The sequence below is a fragment of the Anaerocolumna sp. MB42-C2 genome, assembly GCF_030913705.1.
GTDB lineage: Bacteria > Bacillota > Clostridia > Lachnospirales > Lachnospiraceae > Anaerocolumna.
Window position 1 is genome coordinate 2,250,836 of record NZ_CP133190.1, and the last position, 19,732, is coordinate 2,270,567.

At 35.5% G+C, this 19,732-nt stretch carries 21 protein-coding genes, 2 tRNA genes and 1 other annotated feature; of the genes, 10 read left to right on the forward strand and 13 right to left on the reverse strand.

Annotated features, from left to right (window positions below):
- Window positions 1-62: 62 nt before the first annotated feature.
- From RBU59_RS09965 to RBU59_RS09980, 4 genes are all read right to left on the reverse strand, one after another.
- Window positions 63-206 carry a FeoB-associated Cys-rich membrane protein gene (locus tag RBU59_RS09965; RefSeq protein WP_308147725.1) on the reverse strand — a complete coding sequence of 48 codons (144 nt, stop codon included), beginning with the start codon at window positions 204-206 and terminating at the stop codon, window positions 63-65.
- A gap of 13 nt (window positions 207-219) precedes the next feature.
- The gene (gene feoB, locus RBU59_RS09970; RefSeq protein WP_308147726.1) at window positions 220-2,286 is read right to left on the reverse strand and encodes a ferrous iron transport protein B; all 2,067 of its coding nucleotides are present in this window, start codon (window positions 2,284-2,286) and stop codon (window positions 220-222) included.
- The gene (locus RBU59_RS09975) at window positions 2,286-2,510 is read right to left on the reverse strand and encodes a FeoA family protein (RefSeq protein ID WP_308147727.1); all 225 of its coding nucleotides are present in this window, start codon (window positions 2,508-2,510) and stop codon (window positions 2,286-2,288) included. Before RBU59_RS09975 ends, feoB begins: the two co-directional genes overlap by 1 nt.
- A gap of 397 nt (window positions 2,511-2,907) precedes the next feature.
- A tRNA-Pro gene (locus RBU59_RS09980) sits at window positions 2,908-2,982 on the reverse strand.
- A 336-nt stretch (window positions 2,983-3,318) separates the two neighbouring features.
- Here RBU59_RS09980 and RBU59_RS09985 point away from each other — a divergent pair.
- Window positions 3,319-3,954 carry an epoxyqueuosine reductase QueH gene (locus RBU59_RS09985; protein WP_308147728.1) on the forward strand — a complete coding sequence of 212 codons (636 nt, stop codon included), beginning with the start codon at window positions 3,319-3,321 and terminating at the stop codon, window positions 3,952-3,954.
- 52 nt (window positions 3,955-4,006) lie between these two features.
- Here RBU59_RS09985 and RBU59_RS09990 read toward each other — a convergent pair whose 3' ends face one another.
- Window positions 4,007-4,261, reverse strand: a complete 255-nt coding sequence (locus tag RBU59_RS09990) for a helix-turn-helix domain-containing protein (protein ID WP_308147729.1) — start codon at window positions 4,259-4,261, stop codon at window positions 4,007-4,009.
- Complete coding sequence (locus RBU59_RS09995) at window positions 4,262-4,933, reverse strand: GOLPH3/VPS74 family protein (protein WP_308147730.1); 672 nt, start codon at window positions 4,931-4,933, stop codon at window positions 4,262-4,264.
- 376 nt (window positions 4,934-5,309) lie between these two features.
- Here RBU59_RS09995 and RBU59_RS10000 point away from each other — a divergent pair, with 376 nt between their 5' ends.
- The 8 genes from RBU59_RS10000 (at window position 5,310) to RBU59_RS10035 (ending at window position 11,733) form a co-directional block, all read left to right on the forward strand.
- Window positions 5,310-5,978: a response regulator transcription factor gene (locus tag RBU59_RS10000; protein WP_308147731.1), complete on the forward strand. Its 669-nt coding sequence runs from the start codon at window positions 5,310-5,312 to the stop codon at window positions 5,976-5,978.
- On the forward strand, window positions 5,975-6,988 hold the full coding sequence (locus RBU59_RS10005; protein WP_308147732.1) for a sensor histidine kinase: 1,014 nt from the start codon (window positions 5,975-5,977) through the stop codon (window positions 6,986-6,988). Before RBU59_RS10000 ends, RBU59_RS10005 begins: the two co-directional genes overlap by 4 nt.
- 96 nt (window positions 6,989-7,084) lie before the next feature.
- Entirely contained in the window at window positions 7,085-7,852 is a 768-nt protein-coding gene (locus RBU59_RS10010) for an ABC transporter ATP-binding protein (protein WP_308147733.1), read from the forward strand.
- A complete protein-coding gene (locus tag RBU59_RS10015) occupies window positions 7,842-10,070 on the forward strand; it encodes an FtsX-like permease family protein (protein WP_308147734.1) in 2,229 nt (742 codons plus the stop codon). The genes RBU59_RS10010 and RBU59_RS10015 overlap by 11 nt, the downstream gene beginning before the upstream one ends.
- A gap of 250 nt (window positions 10,071-10,320) precedes the next feature.
- The gene (locus RBU59_RS10020; protein ID WP_308147735.1) at window positions 10,321-10,533 is read left to right on the forward strand and encodes a hypothetical protein; all 213 of its coding nucleotides are present in this window, start codon (window positions 10,321-10,323) and stop codon (window positions 10,531-10,533) included.
- Between the two features lie 7 nt (window positions 10,534-10,540).
- Window positions 10,541-10,924, forward strand: a complete 384-nt coding sequence (locus RBU59_RS10025) for a DUF2085 domain-containing protein (RefSeq protein ID WP_308147736.1) — start codon at window positions 10,541-10,543, stop codon at window positions 10,922-10,924.
- A gap of 19 nt (window positions 10,925-10,943) precedes the next feature.
- Complete coding sequence (gene sigH / locus RBU59_RS10030; protein ID WP_308147737.1) at window positions 10,944-11,576, forward strand: RNA polymerase sporulation sigma factor SigH; 633 nt, start codon at window positions 10,944-10,946, stop codon at window positions 11,574-11,576.
- Window positions 11,577-11,660: 84 nt separating this feature from the next.
- Window positions 11,661-11,733: transfer RNA gene (locus RBU59_RS10035), tRNA-Thr, on the forward strand.
- A 215-nt stretch (window positions 11,734-11,948) separates the two neighbouring features.
- Here RBU59_RS10035 and RBU59_RS10040 read toward each other — a convergent pair.
- The gene (locus RBU59_RS10040; protein ID WP_308147738.1) at window positions 11,949-12,242 is read right to left on the reverse strand and encodes a hypothetical protein; all 294 of its coding nucleotides are present in this window, start codon (window positions 12,240-12,242) and stop codon (window positions 11,949-11,951) included.
- Window positions 12,243-12,836: 594 nt separating this feature from the next.
- On the opposite strand from RBU59_RS10040, the gene RBU59_RS10045 reads away from it, so the two are divergent.
- Window positions 12,837-13,643 carry an EcsC family protein gene (locus RBU59_RS10045; RefSeq protein ID WP_308147739.1) on the forward strand — a complete coding sequence of 269 codons (807 nt, stop codon included), beginning with the start codon at window positions 12,837-12,839 and terminating at the stop codon, window positions 13,641-13,643.
- A 139-nt stretch (window positions 13,644-13,782) separates the two neighbouring features.
- Here the strand turns inward: RBU59_RS10045 and rlmB are convergent, their stop codons facing one another.
- The 6 genes from rlmB to ispF all read right to left on the reverse strand — a co-directional run bounded on the left by rlmB (window position 13,783) and on the right by ispF (window position 19,438).
- Window positions 13,783-14,523, reverse strand: coding sequence for a 23S rRNA (guanosine(2251)-2'-O)-methyltransferase RlmB (gene rlmB, locus RBU59_RS10050; protein ID WP_308147740.1), 741 nt, complete (start codon window positions 14,521-14,523; stop codon window positions 13,783-13,785).
- 30 nt (window positions 14,524-14,553) lie between these two features.
- Window positions 14,554-15,024, reverse strand: a complete 471-nt coding sequence (locus RBU59_RS10055) for a ribonuclease III domain-containing protein (RefSeq protein ID WP_330698516.1) — start codon at window positions 15,022-15,024, stop codon at window positions 14,554-14,556.
- The gene (cysS, locus tag RBU59_RS10060) at window positions 15,009-16,406 is read right to left on the reverse strand and encodes a cysteine--tRNA ligase (RefSeq protein WP_308148570.1); all 1,398 of its coding nucleotides are present in this window, start codon (window positions 16,404-16,406) and stop codon (window positions 15,009-15,011) included. Before cysS ends, RBU59_RS10055 begins: the two co-directional genes overlap by 16 nt.
- Before the next feature lie 89 nt (window positions 16,407-16,495).
- Window positions 16,496-17,158, reverse strand: a complete 663-nt coding sequence (gene epsC / locus RBU59_RS10065) for a serine O-acetyltransferase EpsC (RefSeq protein WP_308147741.1) — start codon at window positions 17,156-17,158, stop codon at window positions 16,496-16,498.
- Window positions 17,159-17,279: 121 nt separating this feature from the next.
- Window positions 17,280-17,512 (reverse strand) — a binding site (T-box leader).
- 142 nt (window positions 17,513-17,654) lie between these two features.
- Window positions 17,655-18,857 (reverse strand): GNAT family N-acetyltransferase, encoded by a 1,203-nt coding sequence (locus RBU59_RS10070; RefSeq protein WP_308147742.1) that lies wholly within the window; start codon window positions 18,855-18,857, stop codon window positions 17,655-17,657.
- A 17-nt stretch (window positions 18,858-18,874) separates the two neighbouring features.
- Window positions 18,875-19,438 carry a 2-C-methyl-D-erythritol 2,4-cyclodiphosphate synthase gene (gene ispF / locus RBU59_RS10075; RefSeq protein WP_308147743.1) on the reverse strand — a complete coding sequence of 188 codons (564 nt, stop codon included), beginning with the start codon at window positions 19,436-19,438 and terminating at the stop codon, window positions 18,875-18,877.
- Window positions 19,439-19,732: the final 294 nt, after the last annotated feature.

Consider the following 19,732-nt stretch of genomic DNA (forward strand, 5'->3'; position numbering starts at 1 on the left):
AAAATTTATTAACTGTACTCCTCAGTCTGGCCATACTTGCAGCCGTCATCTGCACTTTTCGCTTATTTCTTATCCATACATTTCATTTTAGAAGGGCAGTCACCGCAGCCGCAACTGCAAAATTTTCCGGCTTTTACTGCCTTTACTTTTTTATAAATAATATAACCCGCATAGATTGCAATTAATCCACCTATAATATATGGCATACTCTGCTCCCTTCTATATAAACAGACTTCCTACCTGAAAGACCAGAACTGCTGCCAGCCAGGCAATAATCAGCTGGAATAATATTGTAAACAAGGTCCATTTCACTGACTTTAATTCTCTTGCAATTACACCTATGGCCGCTGCACAAGGAGTGTATAATAAACTGAAAACCATTAAAGCATAGGCATTCAGGGCTCCAAAACCGGCAGGTCTTAATATCTCTACCAGACTGTTCATACCCTCTGCCGAATTAATATTGGTTATGCCAAATAATACACTGAAACTGGATACAACAACTTCCTTTGCTGCAAGGCCTGATATTAATGCCACTGCTATCTGCCATAAGCCCAAACCAGCGGGGCGTAATACCGGAACTAAATACCTGCCGAGTATTGCTCCGAAACTTTCCGACATATCCTCTACCATGCCATGTAAACCAAAATTAAGTATAAACCATATTATAATGGAGGCAAGGAATATGGTGGTTCCGGCTTTTGTAAGATAATCCTTTACTTTATCCCATACATAGATTAATATGGTTCTCCCATTGGGTGCTTTATATTCAGGTAATTCAATCAGCAATGTATTTTTGATCTTATCCTGATTCCTGGCACCATCCATTTTATTCATGATAAAAGCAGTTAGAATACCAAGGATTAACCCAATTATATACATAGAAAATGCAGCAAGTGTAGCATATTTTCCAAAAAACATACTGGATATTAATACATAAATGGGTATCTTAGCGCTGCAGGACATAAAGGGTGTAATCATGATGGTACGTCTTCTGTCCTTTACATTTTCTAAGGTACGAGAAGCCATTACTGCCGGTACCGTACATCCAAATCCAAGCAGCATCGGAATAAAAGCTCTACCGGATAAACCGATCTTCCCCATCAGGCTATTCATAACATAAGCAACACGGGACATATAACCACTGTCTTCCAGAAATGCCAAAGCCAGAAATAATATAAATATATTGGGTAAAAAGGTTAAAATACCGCCTACTCCTGCTATAACTCCGTCAACGATTAAAGAAGTCAGGATATCACCTGTTCCGGTGGCTGTTAAAAATCTAAGTACTATATCGGAAAATCCATTTAAAACAAATTCAAATATGCCTTTTAAGGCATCCCCTATTGTAAATGTCAAAAAAAAGACCATTGCCATAATAAATAGAAAAATTGGCATTCCGAGATATTTATCGGTAAGTACTTTATCTACTTTATCCGTTGCTTCCACTTTTTTATTTTTATTTACCAGAACTTCTTCTATGATTTCCTCTATAAAATCATATTTCTGATTGATGATATCTGTTTCATAACTGCGTTCCACAAGCCTGCCCAGATTCACAGGATATTTTTTTATAATCTCTGTGTCCTGCTCCAGGAACTTAATAGCATGCCATCTTAAGTTATTCATATTGGGGTATTTTTCTTTTAATATTTTAGAAATTTTGTAGATTTTATATTCTATCTCATCCGAATAAACTACGGTTAATTCTTTATGCTTATTATTTGCAGGTGAATTTTGTTCCGTTATACGCTTGCCATGATGGTGTTCCAGATTATTATCTTTCTCTTTTGTTACATGATGGGCAACTGCATGCATTAATATGTCAAGTCCGGTTTTCTTTCTTGCAGAAACCGGAATAACCGGTATTCCCAGCATTTCAGGCAGCCGGTGGAGATCAATTTCCATCCCGCGTTCTTCTACAATATCCATCATATTTAAAGCCAATACTACGGGTTTTCCTAATTCTATTAATTGCAGGGTTAAATATAAATTTCTCTCTAAACTGGAAGCATCTGCGACATCAATGATAACATCTACATCATCTTCTAAGATATATTCTCTTGTCAGTTTTTCTTCCATGGTATAGGAGGTTAAACTATAAGTACCGGGCAGATCTACCAGTTTATATTTATGATTATGAAATCGAAAAACTCCTTCTTTTTTCTCAACCGTTACCCCTGGCCAGTTTGCTACTTTAAGCTTTGCTCCGGTATAAGCATTAAAAAGGGTTGTTTTACCGCAGTTTGGATTTCCTACAAACCCCACCTGTAATTCTTCTTTCATCAGGCCACCTCCTCTATAAAGATGGCTTCAGCAATCTTATTCCCAATTGCCAGCCTGGTTCCTCTGACTTTGAATACAACTGCACCGTCCGTATTCTGATTCAAAAGCTGTATTCTGGTGCCGCCTATTAACCCTAATGCTTCCAGTCTTCGTCTTACCTGTGTATCTAATTCTAAATCTTTTACAACATAACTATGTCCAATCTGTCCATCTTTAAGAGTCATAAACTGTTCACCTTTCCAATAATTCCTTATTGAGAATAATTATCATTTCCTTTTAAGTTTATTATAACTCCCTATCTGTGTAATGTCAACTCTTGTTGAATATTGTTTTCACATTTTTGTTGAATATTGTTTTCACATTTTTCGTGAATATTATATTAGAATTTTCACTTTAGTAGCGATGTCTTTCTCACAACCTGCTTGTACTGTTCTCTTCCCTTAGAACATTACTGGGAATTACGTGCAATTTACGATTGCATAAAAAAAACGACAGAATTAAATAATTCCATCGTTCTAGTTCTAATCTCTCAACTTATACCTTTACATAAATCGAGGCGACAAGATTTGAACTTGTTCTAATCTGCTCTGCCGCTCTCCACTTATCTCTTTACATAAAAAATCGAGGCGACAAGATTTGAACTTGCGACCTCTGCGTCCCTAACACAGCGCTCTAGCCAAGCTGAGCCACGCCTCGATTATTACCCTGTGAAATATCTATTGATTTTCACAGTAGATATATAATATAATATTCTGAGATAAAAATCAAGTAAATTTTTTTATTTTTATAAAATAATTGAAAAATTAGTTATTGTTCGCAGGCAACAAACGCGGCGTTTTTTTATGAGTGTATTGTCACAGAAAATCGGAGAATTGCAGCGCAAAAACGCTGCCTCTTCGTTTTGTGTGCATTGCGAAGTCTGTTATTGTTCGCGGAACAGCTGCTTTTTGCTGGGAAGTGAACAATAACAAAAATTAGTTAAAATATATTGCATGGTTACTTGTTTTTCACTACAAATATGGAGGTCCTTTTATGGATATACAAAGAAATTATCAAAAAGAACTGGATAAGCTAATTTCCGGACTAGTTATAAATAATAAAACCCCCAGGCTGTTATTACACAGCTGCTGTGCTCCCTGCAGCAGTTATGTGTTGGAATATCTGTCCCAGTTCTTTCGTATTACCATATATTATTACAATCCTAATATATCATTTGAAGAAGAGTATGCAAGGCGTATGGAAGAACAACAGCGCCTTATCCGTGAGTTACCGGTTAAAAATCCTATCGATTTTCTAAAGGGCAGCTACGAACCTGAGCGTTTCTATGAAATAGCAAAAGGTTTAGAAACATCCCCGGAAGGCAGTGAACGGTGTTTTCGTTGTTATGAGCTCCGCCTCACAGAAACAGCTAAGCTGGCTAAAAATAAGTCCTATGATTACTTCACCACTACCCTTTCCATTAGTCCTCATAAAAATGCTGCCAAATTAAATGAGATTGGTGAGAAATTAGCTCAGAAATATGATATTCCTTACCTGATTGCTGATTTTAAGAAAAAAAACGGCTATAAACGTTCCATTGAACTATCCAGAGAATATCAGCTTTACCGCCAGGATTATTGCGGTTGTGTTTATTCCAAAACAAACAGGGAGGCTTCGGACATTTTGTAACAGATGGTTTGATCATCCCCCTGTAAGGGGCCTTACAGTAAGATTATGCTCATCATTCTATTTCCTTTTTTATTTGAGGAATTGATAATCCATCTTCCTTTAGTTTTTTTATCCAAAGAATTCTCTCCAAAGTTTCAGCTCTTTTATATCGTCTTGTCAGGTTCTCCTCGGCCTGTTCAAAATGAAGCATGCCCTCCTCTGTATAAAATTTAAGGGTACTGTATCGAACACCCGATAAAAGAACTAATTCACCAATTGTAACATAATCAGCATTTTCTATAACTTCCATGGATCTTTGCCTTGACAATCAGATCACCCCGCTGCCGGATGTGCTGATTATTGTAATGATTATTGCAATCCATGTATCAATATAATCCACCATCTGCTTGATTAAAGCTCCTGCTTCGCTTTGTTTGATTTCCTTTAAACGGTCATTTAGCTTTTGCATCTCGTATTTCGAAAAATACTTTTTTATTAACCCGCTTTTATTTAATAAGACACCCAGAACAATCGCTTCATCAGAAACATTGCCTTCTTCTAAAAACTCCGCCCGCAGTTTTTCCACAACTTTTGTTACTTCACTTTCATTTGGTAAAAAGCGGACTTTGTTTTTAAATAATCCCTGCTTACTTTCTTCAACAACACACCCATCCTTAACAATGGAGTGGCCAACTGATTGGAACAGTTCATCCGGCCGTTTAAAATCAAAAGCGTATTTCTCAGCGATTGCTTCGATTTTCATCGGTTTGTTGTTCTTAATTAATTCGTATATAGGTTTCAAATACATTTTGTCAGATGACAATTCCTTATTGACAAACACTTTTTTATCATCAAACGAAATATAACCGTCCATCTGCAATTCCAGAAGACCACCAGCCAGAAGACAGGTTGAACTCTCGGTTGAGTTCGTTAATGTTGTACTGCCCTGCGGTTTCAGAGCACATAGAAAAAACTCTTGCGTAAAGGATAGATTTTTCATTATGGTTTCTCCTTGATTAATATTTTACAAATCACTTACTACTTACTACTTACTACTTACTACTTACTACTTACTACTTACGATTTCAGTATAACATATATTGTTCTTTTGTCAATATAGTTTTATGGTCTCTACAAGAATCCATGTGATATGGCGGCAGGGAACATCGGTCCTAGTTACCATAAAAACTCTGCAATCCATTAGGCCTCATTCACTGTGGCGAGCGCCGCTCGTTATTATTCCGCCGTCACATTACCTGCCGCTTTACGATAGAGTTACTGATTGAGTTTATTCGTTTAAGCGTATATACTAATAGGTAACCAAAAGTTAGGAAAGAATATATCGATGCCAGATAAGCATGAAAGGAGAAAATAGAATGGCATATAAAATCTTAATTATAGAAGATTGTAAAGAAATACAAGACGAGTTAAAAATACTGCTAACAGGTTGTGGCTACATTACATGCGTACCAAACAATTTCAATTCCATTATTGAGGATACTAAATCTCTCTCACCTGATTTAATTTTACTGGATATTGGACTCCCTGTCCAAAACGGATTTAGAGTGTGTTCGGAAATACGTAATTTTTCTACCGTTCCTATAATATTTGTAACCAGCCATAATACCGATATGGATGAATTAAACAGTATTACTATTGGTGGGGATGACTTTATCACGAAGCCATATAACACCTCAATTTTGTTAGCTCGCATTGCCTCCTTGCTAAAACGCACCTATGCTTCTAGACAAGCAGAATCTATAACTTATCAAGGAATCACTTTATATTTGGAAAGCTGTAAATTAGAATTTCAAAATCAACCGGTTGAACTTACAAAAAATGAATTAAAAATTTTAGCATTTCTTTTTAAAAATACTGGTAAAATTATTCCCCGTGCGGACTTGGTGGAATATCTATGGGATAATCAGCTATATATAGATGACAATACACTAAGCGTTAATATTACAAGGCTTCGGGATAAGCTAAAGCAAATAGGTATAACTGATTTAATCAAAACGAAACATCGTCAGGGGTATTTGATATGAAATACCGCGACTATTTAAGTGATCAGTTTTTTTGTATTGTTACGCATATTATTTCTATGGTCGGCTGTACATTTTTTTTAATTGCGGTAAATATAGATAAGGGCATCATTTGTATACTTATGTCCGTATGGATTTTAATTGTGTGCCTTTATTTGAACATCCATTATTATTTTCGTAATCGCCATTACAGAGAAATCTTAACTCAACTTAACAATCTAGATAAAAAATATCTGATTGCTGAAGTGATAGATATACCAGTACGATCGGATGATAAATTTTACTACGATATTTTGAGAGCCTCCAACAAATCCATGATTGAACAGGTATCAAAATCCCAAAGGGAACGAAAAGAATATAAAGAGTATATTGAACAGTGGATACACGATATAAAAACGCCTATCTCTGCCATGAGATTAATGTGCGAAAACAACAAGTCCGGTGTAACAAGAAAGCTCATGGTTGAACTGGAAAAGGTAATCCATTTAACGGAACAGACGCTTTATTACGCTCGAAGCGAAAATGTGGAGAAAGATTATTTTATTAAAGAGGTCATTCTATCAGTTGTGATACATGATGCAATTACAGAAAACAAGCTGCTACTTCTTCAAAATCATATCGCTGTTGAAGTAAGTAACTGCCAGTATAGTGTTTATACTGATGAAAAATGGATTGGTTTTATTCTAAATCAACTCATAGCTAATGCAGCAAAGTATTGTAGCAAAACCCCATTCTTGTCCTTTGAAGCTCGATCAGATAGAAGCAAAATTATACTTTCCGTTAGTGATAACGGAACAGGTATTTCGGAAAGTGATCTGCCTCGTATTTTTGATAAGGGATTTACCGGAGAAAATGGAAGAATTAATAAAAACTCTACCGGCATCGGCCTGTACTTATGTAAACGTCTATGTGATAGATTAAGCATCAATATTTCAGCTCATTCAAAGAAAGGAATAGGAACAACAATAGAACTTAGTTTTCCAAAAGGAGATTTCGTTAAAGTTCAGGAGTGACCCCAATGCACTTCTTACATTATTGTAAGAACTTTGAAAGAAAAGTCGATACACTTACGTTTCTTTATTCGTTAAAATGAATGTGAGGTGAAAGAAATGGAAGCAATTTTGAAAATTGAACATATTGAAAAGTATTATGGAAATAAAACCCATGTTACCAAGGCTATCGATGATATTAGTTTTGAAGTGCAAAACGGTGAATTTATTGCCATTATGGGCGCATCTGGCTCGGGCAAAACTACACTTCTCAACTGCATATCAACGATTGATAGAGTAAGTGCAGGCCATATCTTTATACATAATGACGATATTACCGAAATTAATGAAAATGAGCTTACACTTTTCCGCAGGAAAAATCTCGGCTTTGTATTTCAGGATTTTAATTTATTAGATACTCTGACCATTAGTGAAAACATTGCCATGGCTTTAACTATTAACAAAGTGCCTACAAATGAAATAGATCATCGTGTTAAGCAAATGGCTGAAAAACTGGATATACAGTCTGTTCTAAATAAATTTCCATATCAAGTTTCGGGGGGACAGAAACAACGGTGTGCCTGTGCCAGAGCCATAATTAACAAACCTAAGCTAATTTTGGCTGATGAACCTACTGGAGCCTTAGATAGCCACTCTGCGCAGATGCTTCTTAATACACTGCAAGTAATGAACCAGGAACTAGAAGCAACTATTCTCATGGTTACTCACGATGCTTTTACTGCCAGTTATGCGAAACGGGTTCTATTTCTGAAAGACGGTCGTATTTTTACAGAAATACGAAGAGGCGGACAATCACGTAAGCAGTTGTTTGGTAAAATCCTTGATGTAGTCACCCTGTTAGGAGGTGACCTATCCGATGTACGCTAAATTAGTTCTGCGAAATATAAACCGCTCTGCGAAAGATTATCTGATTTATGTACTGACAATGATTCTTGTTGTTGGATTATTTTATGGATTTCTTTCCATTACTAGTCCTTTTTATAACAGCAGGCTTCCTATTCAAATGAATTTGAACTACTTTTCCAGCAAAATGAAAGTTATTATACCATTGATAGCCTTGTTGCTTATTTTTTTAGTTTCTTATGTAAATCGCTATATGATCAAACTAAGGAAAAAAGAATTTGCTATACAAATTATTATGGGTATGGAGCAACGTACCGTTGCTTATATGTTTCTTATGGAAATGCTTATAATGGGCCTCTTTGCTGTTGGAATAGGCATACTGCTGGGAATTTTACTTTCTCAAATAGTCAGTACCATCATTATGAGTAGTTTCGGGGAATCGTACCACCTCTATTTTTCAATCTTCCCTGATACCATTGTGTGGACTTTGGCCTTTTTTACAATATTGTTTATTGTAATTAGTATTAGTAATGTTCATGTTATATGTAAACAAAAGATTATTAATATGCTGTACGATAGCCAAAAGACAGAAACCACTTCTACCATAAAAGATATGCTCCTGCCAAGCTTGCTGGTTACTTCTGTAGCTGCGGTTTGTATTCTGCTTCTCTCCATCAAAAAAATTATCCCTTTTTGGAACCAATTTAGTCAGAAAGCACAGCATATGACCGGAGCAAGTATAGTTAGTACAGTAATTTTTATATTCTGTGCAATTGCTTTTCTTGTTATAACAGGCAAGATGAAAAAAGAGGGAAGTTTTACAACGGTCTTGTTGTCTGTATTCGCTTTGATTACAGGTGTTTTACAATTGCAAATGCAAGGACTTATTGATTCTATGCTAAGAGCTGGTTTAATCAACGGTACTATTTATTCATTCATTCCCCCAATACTTTCGATAGAAATGGTAATGTTCTGTATTTTTGCCTTCTACAGTTGCCTCTCAAGGATGTTAGTCTTGATAAAAAGAAAATCTATACGTTTTAGATATAAGAATCTATTTTTACTAGGGCAAATAATTTCAAAGTTAAAGACCAATTCAAAAACAATGGCAATTTTGACCAGTGTTTTATTGTGCTCACTAGTTCTGCTTGGATGGTTGCCTACCTTTACCACACAGGTAGATGGATATTTAAAGGTGCGATCCACCTATGATGTGCAAATTTTTTCAGCTTATACAATCGTAGATAGTATTGACGATTTACCAAAGACAGGAATTGATTATTCGCGCATCAATAGTTATTTGTATAATGGGGGCTATAAGGTTAATGGCACTGCAAATGTGGAGGTATATTTTCTTAATAGCTGTGATTTTAATATAAGGATTAAAAAAGATATGCCAGTACTTGGTGTTTCCTTAGGTGATTACAACGCTCTGCTAATGCTATCAGGGCGCGAAGAAATATCCCTGCCAGAAAACAGCTATGCTATCGCATGGTCTAATACAGCATTACCGGATGAAATTGAGCATTTCAATAAAGTACATCCACAAATAGAAGCCGGAAATTATACGCTCACAAAAGCTAACGGAGCAAATTATCAAGTAAATGTAGGTATGGGTATTTTTACCAGCGGTATGCATGCAGCGTATATTTTGCCTGATTCCGTATGTAATACACTCACACTTGCAACAACTTATTATGCTGCGAATACCACAAAACCCCTTTCCTATGATTTTGCCGTAAATCTTGATAATAAAATAAGTAATTGGTTAAATAATACTGGAATTATTCCAAAAGGTAGTGGATATGTAAGACTTAAAACTTTACAGTTTAATGAAGGAATATCTAATTCACTTATGCTTAGACTAGGCGGAGCTTATACAAGTTTGGTGTTAATTGTTATCAGCCTTACTATATTAGCCTTACAACAACTTACTGATGCGGCAGAACACCGGCAAAGATTTAAGATAATAGAAAAATTAGGAGTTGATAAAACTCAAATTTACAAGTTAATACGACAGCAAATGTCTGTATGGTTTGGTCTACCTATTTTTGTATCATTATTTGGATCGGGAGTAACTCTTATCTATTTGTCTAAGGTAAATTATAGAAATTATATTCCCTATATCACAGTAAACCATGTGCTCACAAATATATTAAGCATCTATGGAATTTTCCTTTTGGTAATTGTCTGCTATTTAAAAGTGACCTATACTCTTTATAAGCGAATTATAGTGGAATAAATATCAAGGTTACTGTTCACTCCCCTGCAAAAAGCAGCAGTTTTGCGAACAATAACACACTTCGCGTTTATTGGCCTGTGAACAGTAACATATCAAGACTACCTTTTTAAAAATAAATTGGGACTTTATTGAAAATCAAAATATCCTATGTTAAACTATATATAACAATTCTTACATTTAAATAATACAAGAGATTCCTGTAGCGAAGCATCTTCCTGCAAGAATTTTCTTATAAGAGAAAGGTGTTAACATGAGATGTCCTTCGTGTGGTTCTGATCATTGCCATATTATTGAAGAGGTGGAATCCCACCAGAAAGGGTTCGGATTTTTTAAGGGCTGCTGCGGTTATTTAATCCTTGGTCCTATCGGATGGTTATGCGGCCTATGCGGCATGGGCGATAGCCATACTTCTAAAAAAGCGTTCTGGATTTGTAACCAGTGCGGCAGAAAATTCAGGGTATAAAGTATTTATGAATAAGACAGTTTCTTCCATACAATCACAAAAAAATTATCAGTTATGGTGTAAATGTATGGCTCTGGGAGAACGAACCGGATGTCATCAGCTGCCGGAGCGCAGTTTCTTTTATAAAGGTTACCAGTTACCCGTATGCGCAAGATGCACCGGTGTGCTAATGGGATATCTCCTGGCAAGCCCCTGTTATATATTATTTGGATTTCACATTGTCTTTTCTATTTTCAGTTGTATATGTATATTAACAGATTGGGTTATCCAGGCCTGTAAAATCAAATCATCTACCAATAACCGCCGGTTGATTACCGGTATATTCGGCGGTTACGGTATCATGACTCTTCAGATTGCTCTTATTAAAAAGTTAATATTCATACTGAAATAACTATGGAAGGCGGGATACTATGCTTGAGGAAAAAATGGATGCTTTATCAGATGAGGATATTATTGATTTAATTCGTAATAATGACTCGGATGCTATGGATTATATGTTAAACCGCTATAAGAATCTGGTTAGAAAAAAGGCAAAAGCGCTCTACTTAATCGGCGGTGATAAAGATGATCTAATACAAGAAGGTATGATCGGTTTATATAAAGCGATAAGAGATTATAACCCGGGCAAAGATAATTCCTTTCATAATTTTGCCGATCTTTGTATTTCCAGGCAAATATACAGTGCCATTAAGGCATCCAACCGTAAAAAGAATCTGCCTCTTAATACTTACGTATCCCTATATACTCCTGCATACAACGAAAATACTGACTTTGAGGAAAAAGAATCCTTAGTGGATCTTATGTATGAAAATAAAATTTCAAATCCTGAAGAATTAGTTATTGACAAAGAGAGTACTAATATGTTAGAATATGAACTCGTAAGGCATTTAAGCCAATTCGAAAAAGATGTTTTGGATTTGTATCTATTTGACTTCTCTTATTTACAGATAGCGGACAGGTTAAAAAAAGAACCAAAGTCAATTGATAATGCCCTGCAACGGATTAAACTCAAATTAAACAAAGTATTGAAAGAATTGTATTAATTAGTATTTTTATTATAGTTATATTAATAATCATGTTTTGACAATTCTATAATTTATCGTTTAATTCAGTATTTATATTTTTATGCTGCCATGGCTCAGTCGGTAGAGCGTCACCTTGGTAAGGTGGAGGTCACGGGTTCGATTCCCGTTGGCAGCTTCTGATAATACAGTACTTTGAGAGTTTTACAAAAATCTTTATTCCATAAGTTATTCCATAAAAATAAAATTCGTTCCCTATATTGATGGTATAGGGATTTTTTATATGAATAAGTATACATACTATAATAGGAAGAAATTGTATTGGGTATTATTTAGGTGATTTATTAATATATATAAAAAGCACCCCGAAGGATGCTTATAATATTCTAATTTTTATACTACTTTTAATTCTGCTGTTTCCATTAATAACTTTTTCAAAATATCCATTTCTTTTTTCAGTTTTAAAGATTCTATCTCTTTGTTTTTTATTTCTTCTATTATTTTTTCAAATCTCTTACCTTTTTCTAAATAATCATCACCCAGTCCAGCATTATAACATTGTTCGTAAAATATCATTTCTGCTTTCAATTCTTCCTCTTCTTCAAATCTCATTATTTCATTTGATAATTGTTTATGTTTTATTTCTCTTTCTTCATACATTGCCATATATTTTTCTTTTCTTGTCATATTCCCCACCTCCTCTCACTTACAAATTCTACCACATTATTACATTTTTTCAACTATAAATGGCACTCTGGTAAAATGCTTCAAAAGCATTTTCTAATGAATTCTTACGATCGTTTTTACTAAATACAGGAGACATTCTGATCTCAAAAAATACCTCATTTAGTGTTATTGTATTTTCCTTTTTCAAAGACACTAATGTCCCTGTCATAAATTATAGAAAACAGTCAGCAACCGATAGAAACCGGCTGAGTGGAATATATTTACATTGCAAACATAAACTTATTCTGCTACCATTTAATTGTTATATTCCCCAGTATAACATCCCAAAATTTGCCCTGTGCGCCCACCAAATGCATAGGGCCTTTTCTTTTTTTCTTATATCAGTATGTATGTCATCCAATCTATGTAATAATATAATAGAGTACGCCATCCTATTTAGTTCCCACAACACCTTAAAATTAAATTTTTAAGTTTTGTTAATGCTAATGTGATATATGTTATACAAAATATTTTAATTGGTATATACTATCATAAAGATTCATTTTATCTTAATTATTTAGTAATAAAATAATCTTATTTAGAAAGGATATCGCTATGGACCGAATGTTTATGAAACAAATGAAAAAACTAGACAGAAAAGAAGATAATATATTAAACCCTAAAGATAACCCTCTCTTAAAGAATAAAATATTACCTTTTGTGGATAAAATACAGGAAAAGGTACCGGAGAAATTAAGTGCTGCTTTAGAAACTGCTTTCTATAAAAGCTTTAAATTATTTTTCGAAAAAGGGAATGAATATATTGAAAAAACATACAACAAAGAAGATAAACAATTTGAGTTTGAGATAAATGATTATGCCATACAAAGAAAATTTAATAATAAATCCGTTAAACGACTTGATAAACCAGCTAATTATTCCAATATTATCAATACTTCATTTTCCGTGTTGGAGGGCAGTGTTTTGGGTGCTCTGGGTATCGGATTGCCTGATATTCCGATCCTTATCTCATTAATGATCAAAACCATTAATGAAGTTGCCTTAAGTTACGGCTTTAATTATAATACTCCGGCTGAAAAGACATATATCCTTATGCTGATCAGAGGAGCTTTAACTAAAGAAGAGCAGCAAAAAGAAGCGAATAAAGAAATAGATTCTTTCGGTTATAAAACGGATCACCAGATTTACACTGCTATAGATTTGGAAGAACAAATGAAATTAACCTCCTCCGTTTTATCGGATTCTTTATTAACCGCTAAATTTATACAGGGCATACCCATTGTCGGCGCTGTAGGAGGTATTGTCAATTATAATGTAATTCAGAAGGTAGGAAGATACAGTAAATTAAAATATAAAAAGAGATATTTATTAAAAAGATTCGGCAGTGAAAATAAAAATTAACTCTGTTCTTTGTTCCAATGCCTTAAAATAATTTATAAAAGAAGCTGTTAAATAATATGTTATATGTCACAGCATATACCTATTTTAACAGCTTCTTTACCTTTTTCACTTTTATATCAGAAATTATTCTATGCTAAAATCAGCCCATCCTTTGCCTTACGATTTCATATGCCAACACACCCGCAGCTACGGATGCATTCAGGGAATCTATATTTCCAAACATAGGAATTTTAGCGTTATAATCACATTTTTCCTTAATTAATCTTCCTACTCCTTCTCCTTCACTGCCGATTACCAGCCCAATGGGACCACGCAGATTAAGTTTATACATGGTTTCTCCGTCCATATCCGCACAGACAAACCAGAGTCCCTTTTCTTTCAGTTCTTCTATCGTTACGGCTAAATTTGTTACCTTGGCAACCGGAGTATAATTAATTGCTCCCGCAGATGTTTTTGCAACGGTTGCAGTTAATCCTACCGCACGCCTTTTCGGTATGATAACACCATGTGCTCCTGCCTGATTTGCAGTCCTTATAATTGCACCCAGATTATGAGGATCCTCAATATTATCTAATAAAATCAAGAAAGGAGGTTCTCCCTTTTCTTCAGCCGCTTTTAACATATCATCTATTTCTGCATATTCATATGCGGCAGCATATGCAATTACCCCCTGATGCTTTCCGGACTCAGATAATTGATCCAACCTTTCTTTTTTTACAAAAGTGATGATTGTATCACCTTTTCTTGCTTCTCTTGTTATGGATTTAATCGGTCCATCCTGACATCCATCTAAGATAAACAGCCTGTCAATGGTTTTTCCGGAACGAAAAGCCTCCAGTACTGCATTCCTGCCTTCTATTGTAAATTCTTCATATCTCATTCCAAATTAACCTCCATATGGGAAACAAAATTATTTTAATCCTGATTTTATTATTTCCAGAATCCGTGTAAATTCATTATTAAGGTAAAGATATCCGATTAAAGCTTCAAAACCGGTTGCTATACGGTACTCCGTTATACTGGCATTTTTTGCGGAGGTAAATGATTTGGCATTACGTCCTCTTTTAAATATCGCTAACTCTTCTTCGGTGAGCTTGTCCTCAATCTGATGAAACAGCTCCATTTGAGCAGGAGCTTTTACTAAATTACTTACTTTTTTGTGCAATTTATTAACAGGAGCATTCCCATTCTCCACAACTAAAGTACGTATGATTAAATCATAAACCACATCACCGATAAATGCAAGGGTAAGCGGGGAATAGGTCTTTAAATCCGTATCCGGCAGATCCATGTTTGATTTAATATATTGGATCAAAGCTAACGGTTCCTTTACCTTACTCTCGTCTTGAACAGCTGTGTTATCCTCTAAGCTCTTTTCCATCTTACGCCTTCTCTCGTATCTTCCAGAATAATACCTTTCTCTAATAAAAGGTTACGAATTTCATCGGCTTTTGCAAAATCTTTACCTTTTCTCGCATTCTGTCTGTCCTGAATTAACTGCTCTATTTCATCATCCAGGAGTTCTTCCTTTTTCTTAACCTGAAGGCCTAAAATGTCACTTAGTTTTAGAATCTTATCCAGCACTTTTTGAATCAGCTCTTTTGAGTTAGACGATGTAATTTTTGAATTAGCAGCTTTAACTATCTCAAATATAGCTGCAATAGCATCGGCGGTATTAAAATCGTCGTCCATCGCCATATCAAATTTACTATTTAAGCTCTCTGCTTCTGTTAGTATATTCTTCTCTTCCTCCGTTAGTTCTTTGGATTCTGCTGACTCCAGAAGATGCTCCAGATTATAGGTGGCAGTAAGAATTCTCTCCAAACCGTTTTTCGAAGCTTCCATTAATTCCCTGCTGAAGTTAAGCGGACTTCTATAATGCGAACTTAACATAAAGAAACGAAGTATTTGCAGGGGATACTGTTCGCTGATATCCCTTACGGTAAAAAAGTTACCTTCTGATTTTGACATTTTCTTATTATCAATATTTAAAAAAGCATTATGCATCCAGTATTTTGCAAATTCTTTTCCGTTGCAGGCTTCACTTTGTGCTATTTCATTTTCATGATGGGGAAATACCAGATCCTCACCACCGGCATGAATATCAATCTGCTCTCCAAGATATTTTTTACTCATTACAGAACATTCAATATGCCAGCCGGGTCTTCCGTCACTCCAGGGTGAAGTCCAGTAAGGTTCTCCTTCCTTTTTCGGTTTCCAGAGCACGAAGTCCAAAGGATCTTCCTTTTCATCACTGACTGCAATTCTGATTCCTGCTTCCAGATCATCAATGTTTTTCTTGGATAATTTTCCATAGTCTTTAAAACTTCTGGTTCTAAAATATACCGTACCGTTTTTCTCATAAGCATGGCCTTTTTTAATCAGCGCATCTATCATCTCAATCATGCCATCTATTTCTTCCGTAGCTTTGGGATTGGTAGTGGCAGGTTTTACATTTAAACCCTCCTGATCCTTACGGTATTCATCGATAAACCGTTCGGATATCTCCGTAGCGGAGACGCCCTCGTCATTAGCTTTTTTAATGATCTTATCATCCACATCTGTAAAATTCGATACAAAATTAACCTCATACCCCTTGTATTCAAGATATCTTCGAACGGTATCAAATACAATAATAGGTCTTGCATTCCCTATATGGATATAATTATATACAGTTGGTCCGCAGACATACATACGGACCTTTCCCTCTTCAATTGGAATAAATTCTTCTTTCTTTTTCGTTAAAGTATTATAGATTTTCATTTTAGCACCCATTGTTTAACACATCCCCAGGCTGATGTATTACACCATATAAAATGTGAAAGCATCTTACTTGGCATCCTTTCTTTTATTTATTTTTCTAATTTGTGAACTCTGTTACAGACCCGCTTTAATTCTTCCATTAATCTCTTATTTTCCTGCTGTAATCTTATTAAATCACTATAAACCGGATCCGGAAGATGTACCTGATCCATATCTTCTCTCGGTATTTTGACATTATCTCTTTTAACTACACGTCCGGGTACACCTACTACTGTAGAGTTTGGAGGAACCTCCGATAATACTACGGAACCGGCACCGATCTTAGAATTTTCACCTACCGTAAAGGATCCTAGTATTTTAGCGCCTGCACTTATCATAACGTTATTGCCTATGGTAGGATGCCTTTTTCCGCTTTCCTTCCCTGTTCCGCCTAACGTAACACCCTGATACAACGTCACATTATCGCCTACTATCGCTGTCTCACCTATTACCACTCCGTGTCCATGATCTATAAATAAACCTTTGCCGATGGTTGCTCCCGGATGAATTTCAATTCCGGTTTTTCTTACTGTTCTCTGGGAAAACCACCTGGCCAGGAAATAGTGTCTTTGTAAATATAATTTATGTGCAATTCGGTATCTTATAATCGCATGAAAACTGGGATATAAAAATACTTCAAACGGTGTTTTTATTGCCGGATCCCGCTCTTTTATAATTTGCATTTCTTCTTTAATATACCCAATAAAACCCATGAATACAACCTCCTTTGGTTAAACTCTGGCGCGTCATGTGCATCCTGCCCGGTAGGGCTTTTTATTGTATAGGGAAGTTCGGAGAACTTACCTATACAATAAAAAACTCCGTCTCTTACAGGTAAGAGACGAAGTTTATCCGTGGTTCCACTCTATTTTGCATCAGGTTTTAATTACCTTATACAGTCTTATGTCAGATAACGGCTGTGTCCGGATTAAGCTAAGCTATACCTGCCTCACCTAATCAGCTCCCAAATGCACTTCGTTTATATTCTGGCAAAGAATGCTTTCAGCCGGTGACATTCCATCTCTGCTGCCTTACCTATAAACTACTTTTTTGTTCAACGCTTTTCTTATATTTATTTATAATACTGTATCTATTCTATGCAAAAATCAACAAAATGTCAACCTTTGAGTAAAGTATTTTCCAACCGTTAATTCAAACATATTATAATTTTGCCTCGCTGTGAAACTGTTTTCAAACATCTTAATACTCTTACACAACCTCATTGATAAAAACATCTTTATAATTGTCAATCTTCTTTAATTTATCTAAAATCTCTAAAGGTTTTCCGTTAATATTTAGTTTAGCAATCTCATTTTCTCTCATTCTTCCAAAAAACAGTTTTGTTAAGTCCGCTATATCCGCCGTAATCTCCGGCTCTTGATCGGTTAAACTGGCAATACAACCCAGAGGTGAAAATTGCAGCTGATACGTACCGTTATTATCTGTTATAATGGAATCTTCAACTTTCATATATACAGTAGTTTCTTCTTTTGCTGTGATGCTTTTAATAAAGTTACTCCAATTCACTATTCTTGCCATAATTGTTGGATTGGAATGATGTTCAGAACCAGCTGCTGCATCGCTTTTGCTTATAATTTCGGATGAAAAAGCGTTCATCACTATCTCTTCGTAATTTTTCCCGCAGATACATTCGGCTATTCCTATACCGCCATCAGTCATGTATGCAGTATAACCGATTATTTCATCTTCCAACAGGCAGACTAAAACATTTCCCTTTCCACTTTCCATCTCATGGATTAAACGTTTGTAATAATAAGGGGAACGTTTTACGTAAATATTGTAATGCTTTGTTAAAAAACTATTTGTAAACTCCGTCAGCGCCGAAATCATATCTTCTTCATTACTTTTTACATTAACTATCCGTAATTCGCCTTTTATTGCTTCATGTAAATTCAAGCCGCTATTTCTTATTTGTGTCGCTTTTAACAATTTATCTCTCCAGCCTTCCTGTTCGTATACAATTCGAAAACCGAAAGGCAGATAAATAGACTCAGCGGCAGGCATCAAATAAGTAAAAGGCATCTGTTCTTCATACATCTGGTTAAGAGAAGCTTCCAGCAGTAATTTCATTAATCCCTGCCGTCTATCCTCTTTTCTGGTAGCAACTCCTACAATATAATTTAACGGTGTCGGTTTGCCGTTTACCATAACCAGATAGGGATTAAGATGCAGCATAGCACTTATGCGGTTCTGTTTATATGCTGTCAGAATACGGTTATCTTCTGTTTTCCAATCGAAATAAAAATCCGTATATTCTATCGTATCCCCGAAACAATCCTGCCATAAAGAGTAAAGGTCTTCCCTGATCTCTTCTGCATTTTTCCCTAATGTTTGTATTTCATCTATTGTATTAAATATTGTATATTCTGAATTAACTAATGTATGCTCCATGCTATCTCCCACTGCAATTACTTCTTCGAACAGCCGGTGCAGCCGGAACAACTGTCACAATCTCTGTTGTTGCTAAAGTGATCTGTCCCGTTATCGTATCTGTAGTTATCAACTGTAGTAAGCAGACACACCGCATTGGAAGAGATTCCTAAACCTTCTCCGGTAAATCCCAAGCCCTCTTCTGTGGTAGCTTTTATATTGACCTGATCTTCTTCTATACCTAGTGAAACAGCTATATTTTTAACCATTACAGGTATGTAAGGTGCCATCTTTGGTTTCTGTGCAATAATAGTTGCATCGATATTTTCTATTATATAAAACCTCTCTTCCAGAAGTGCCCTGACTTTCTTTAACAACTCTATACTGGAAATTCCCTTATAAGTTTCATCCGTATCCGGAAAATGTTTACCGATATCACCCAGAGCTGCCGCCCCCAATAACCCATCCATAATTGCGTGAAGAAGTACATCCGCATCGGAATGACCTAAAAGTCCCTTTTCATATGGTATATTAACTCCGCCGATTATTAAATCCCGCCCGCTAACCAGGCGATGCACATCATACCCCGATCCAATTCTCATATTGATACCCAATGCATACCGCAATATATTACGGTACTGCCATAACATTAAATGTGAACAAATCTTCACAGGCTGAAAGAATTACTGTATGGCATCCTTTCATTAATATTTTCTTTCAACCACTCTTTATACGCTTTAAGCAGAAATTTAGAAATGAATAAGTTAAAACTATTATATACTATATTAACTTAAATAATCTAGAAATGAAACAATAATTTTTATCATTTAAGGGGCAGAAAACTTACCGGACACTCCCAGGTAAATTAGTTTTTGATTTCTGCGACAGCCCCAGGT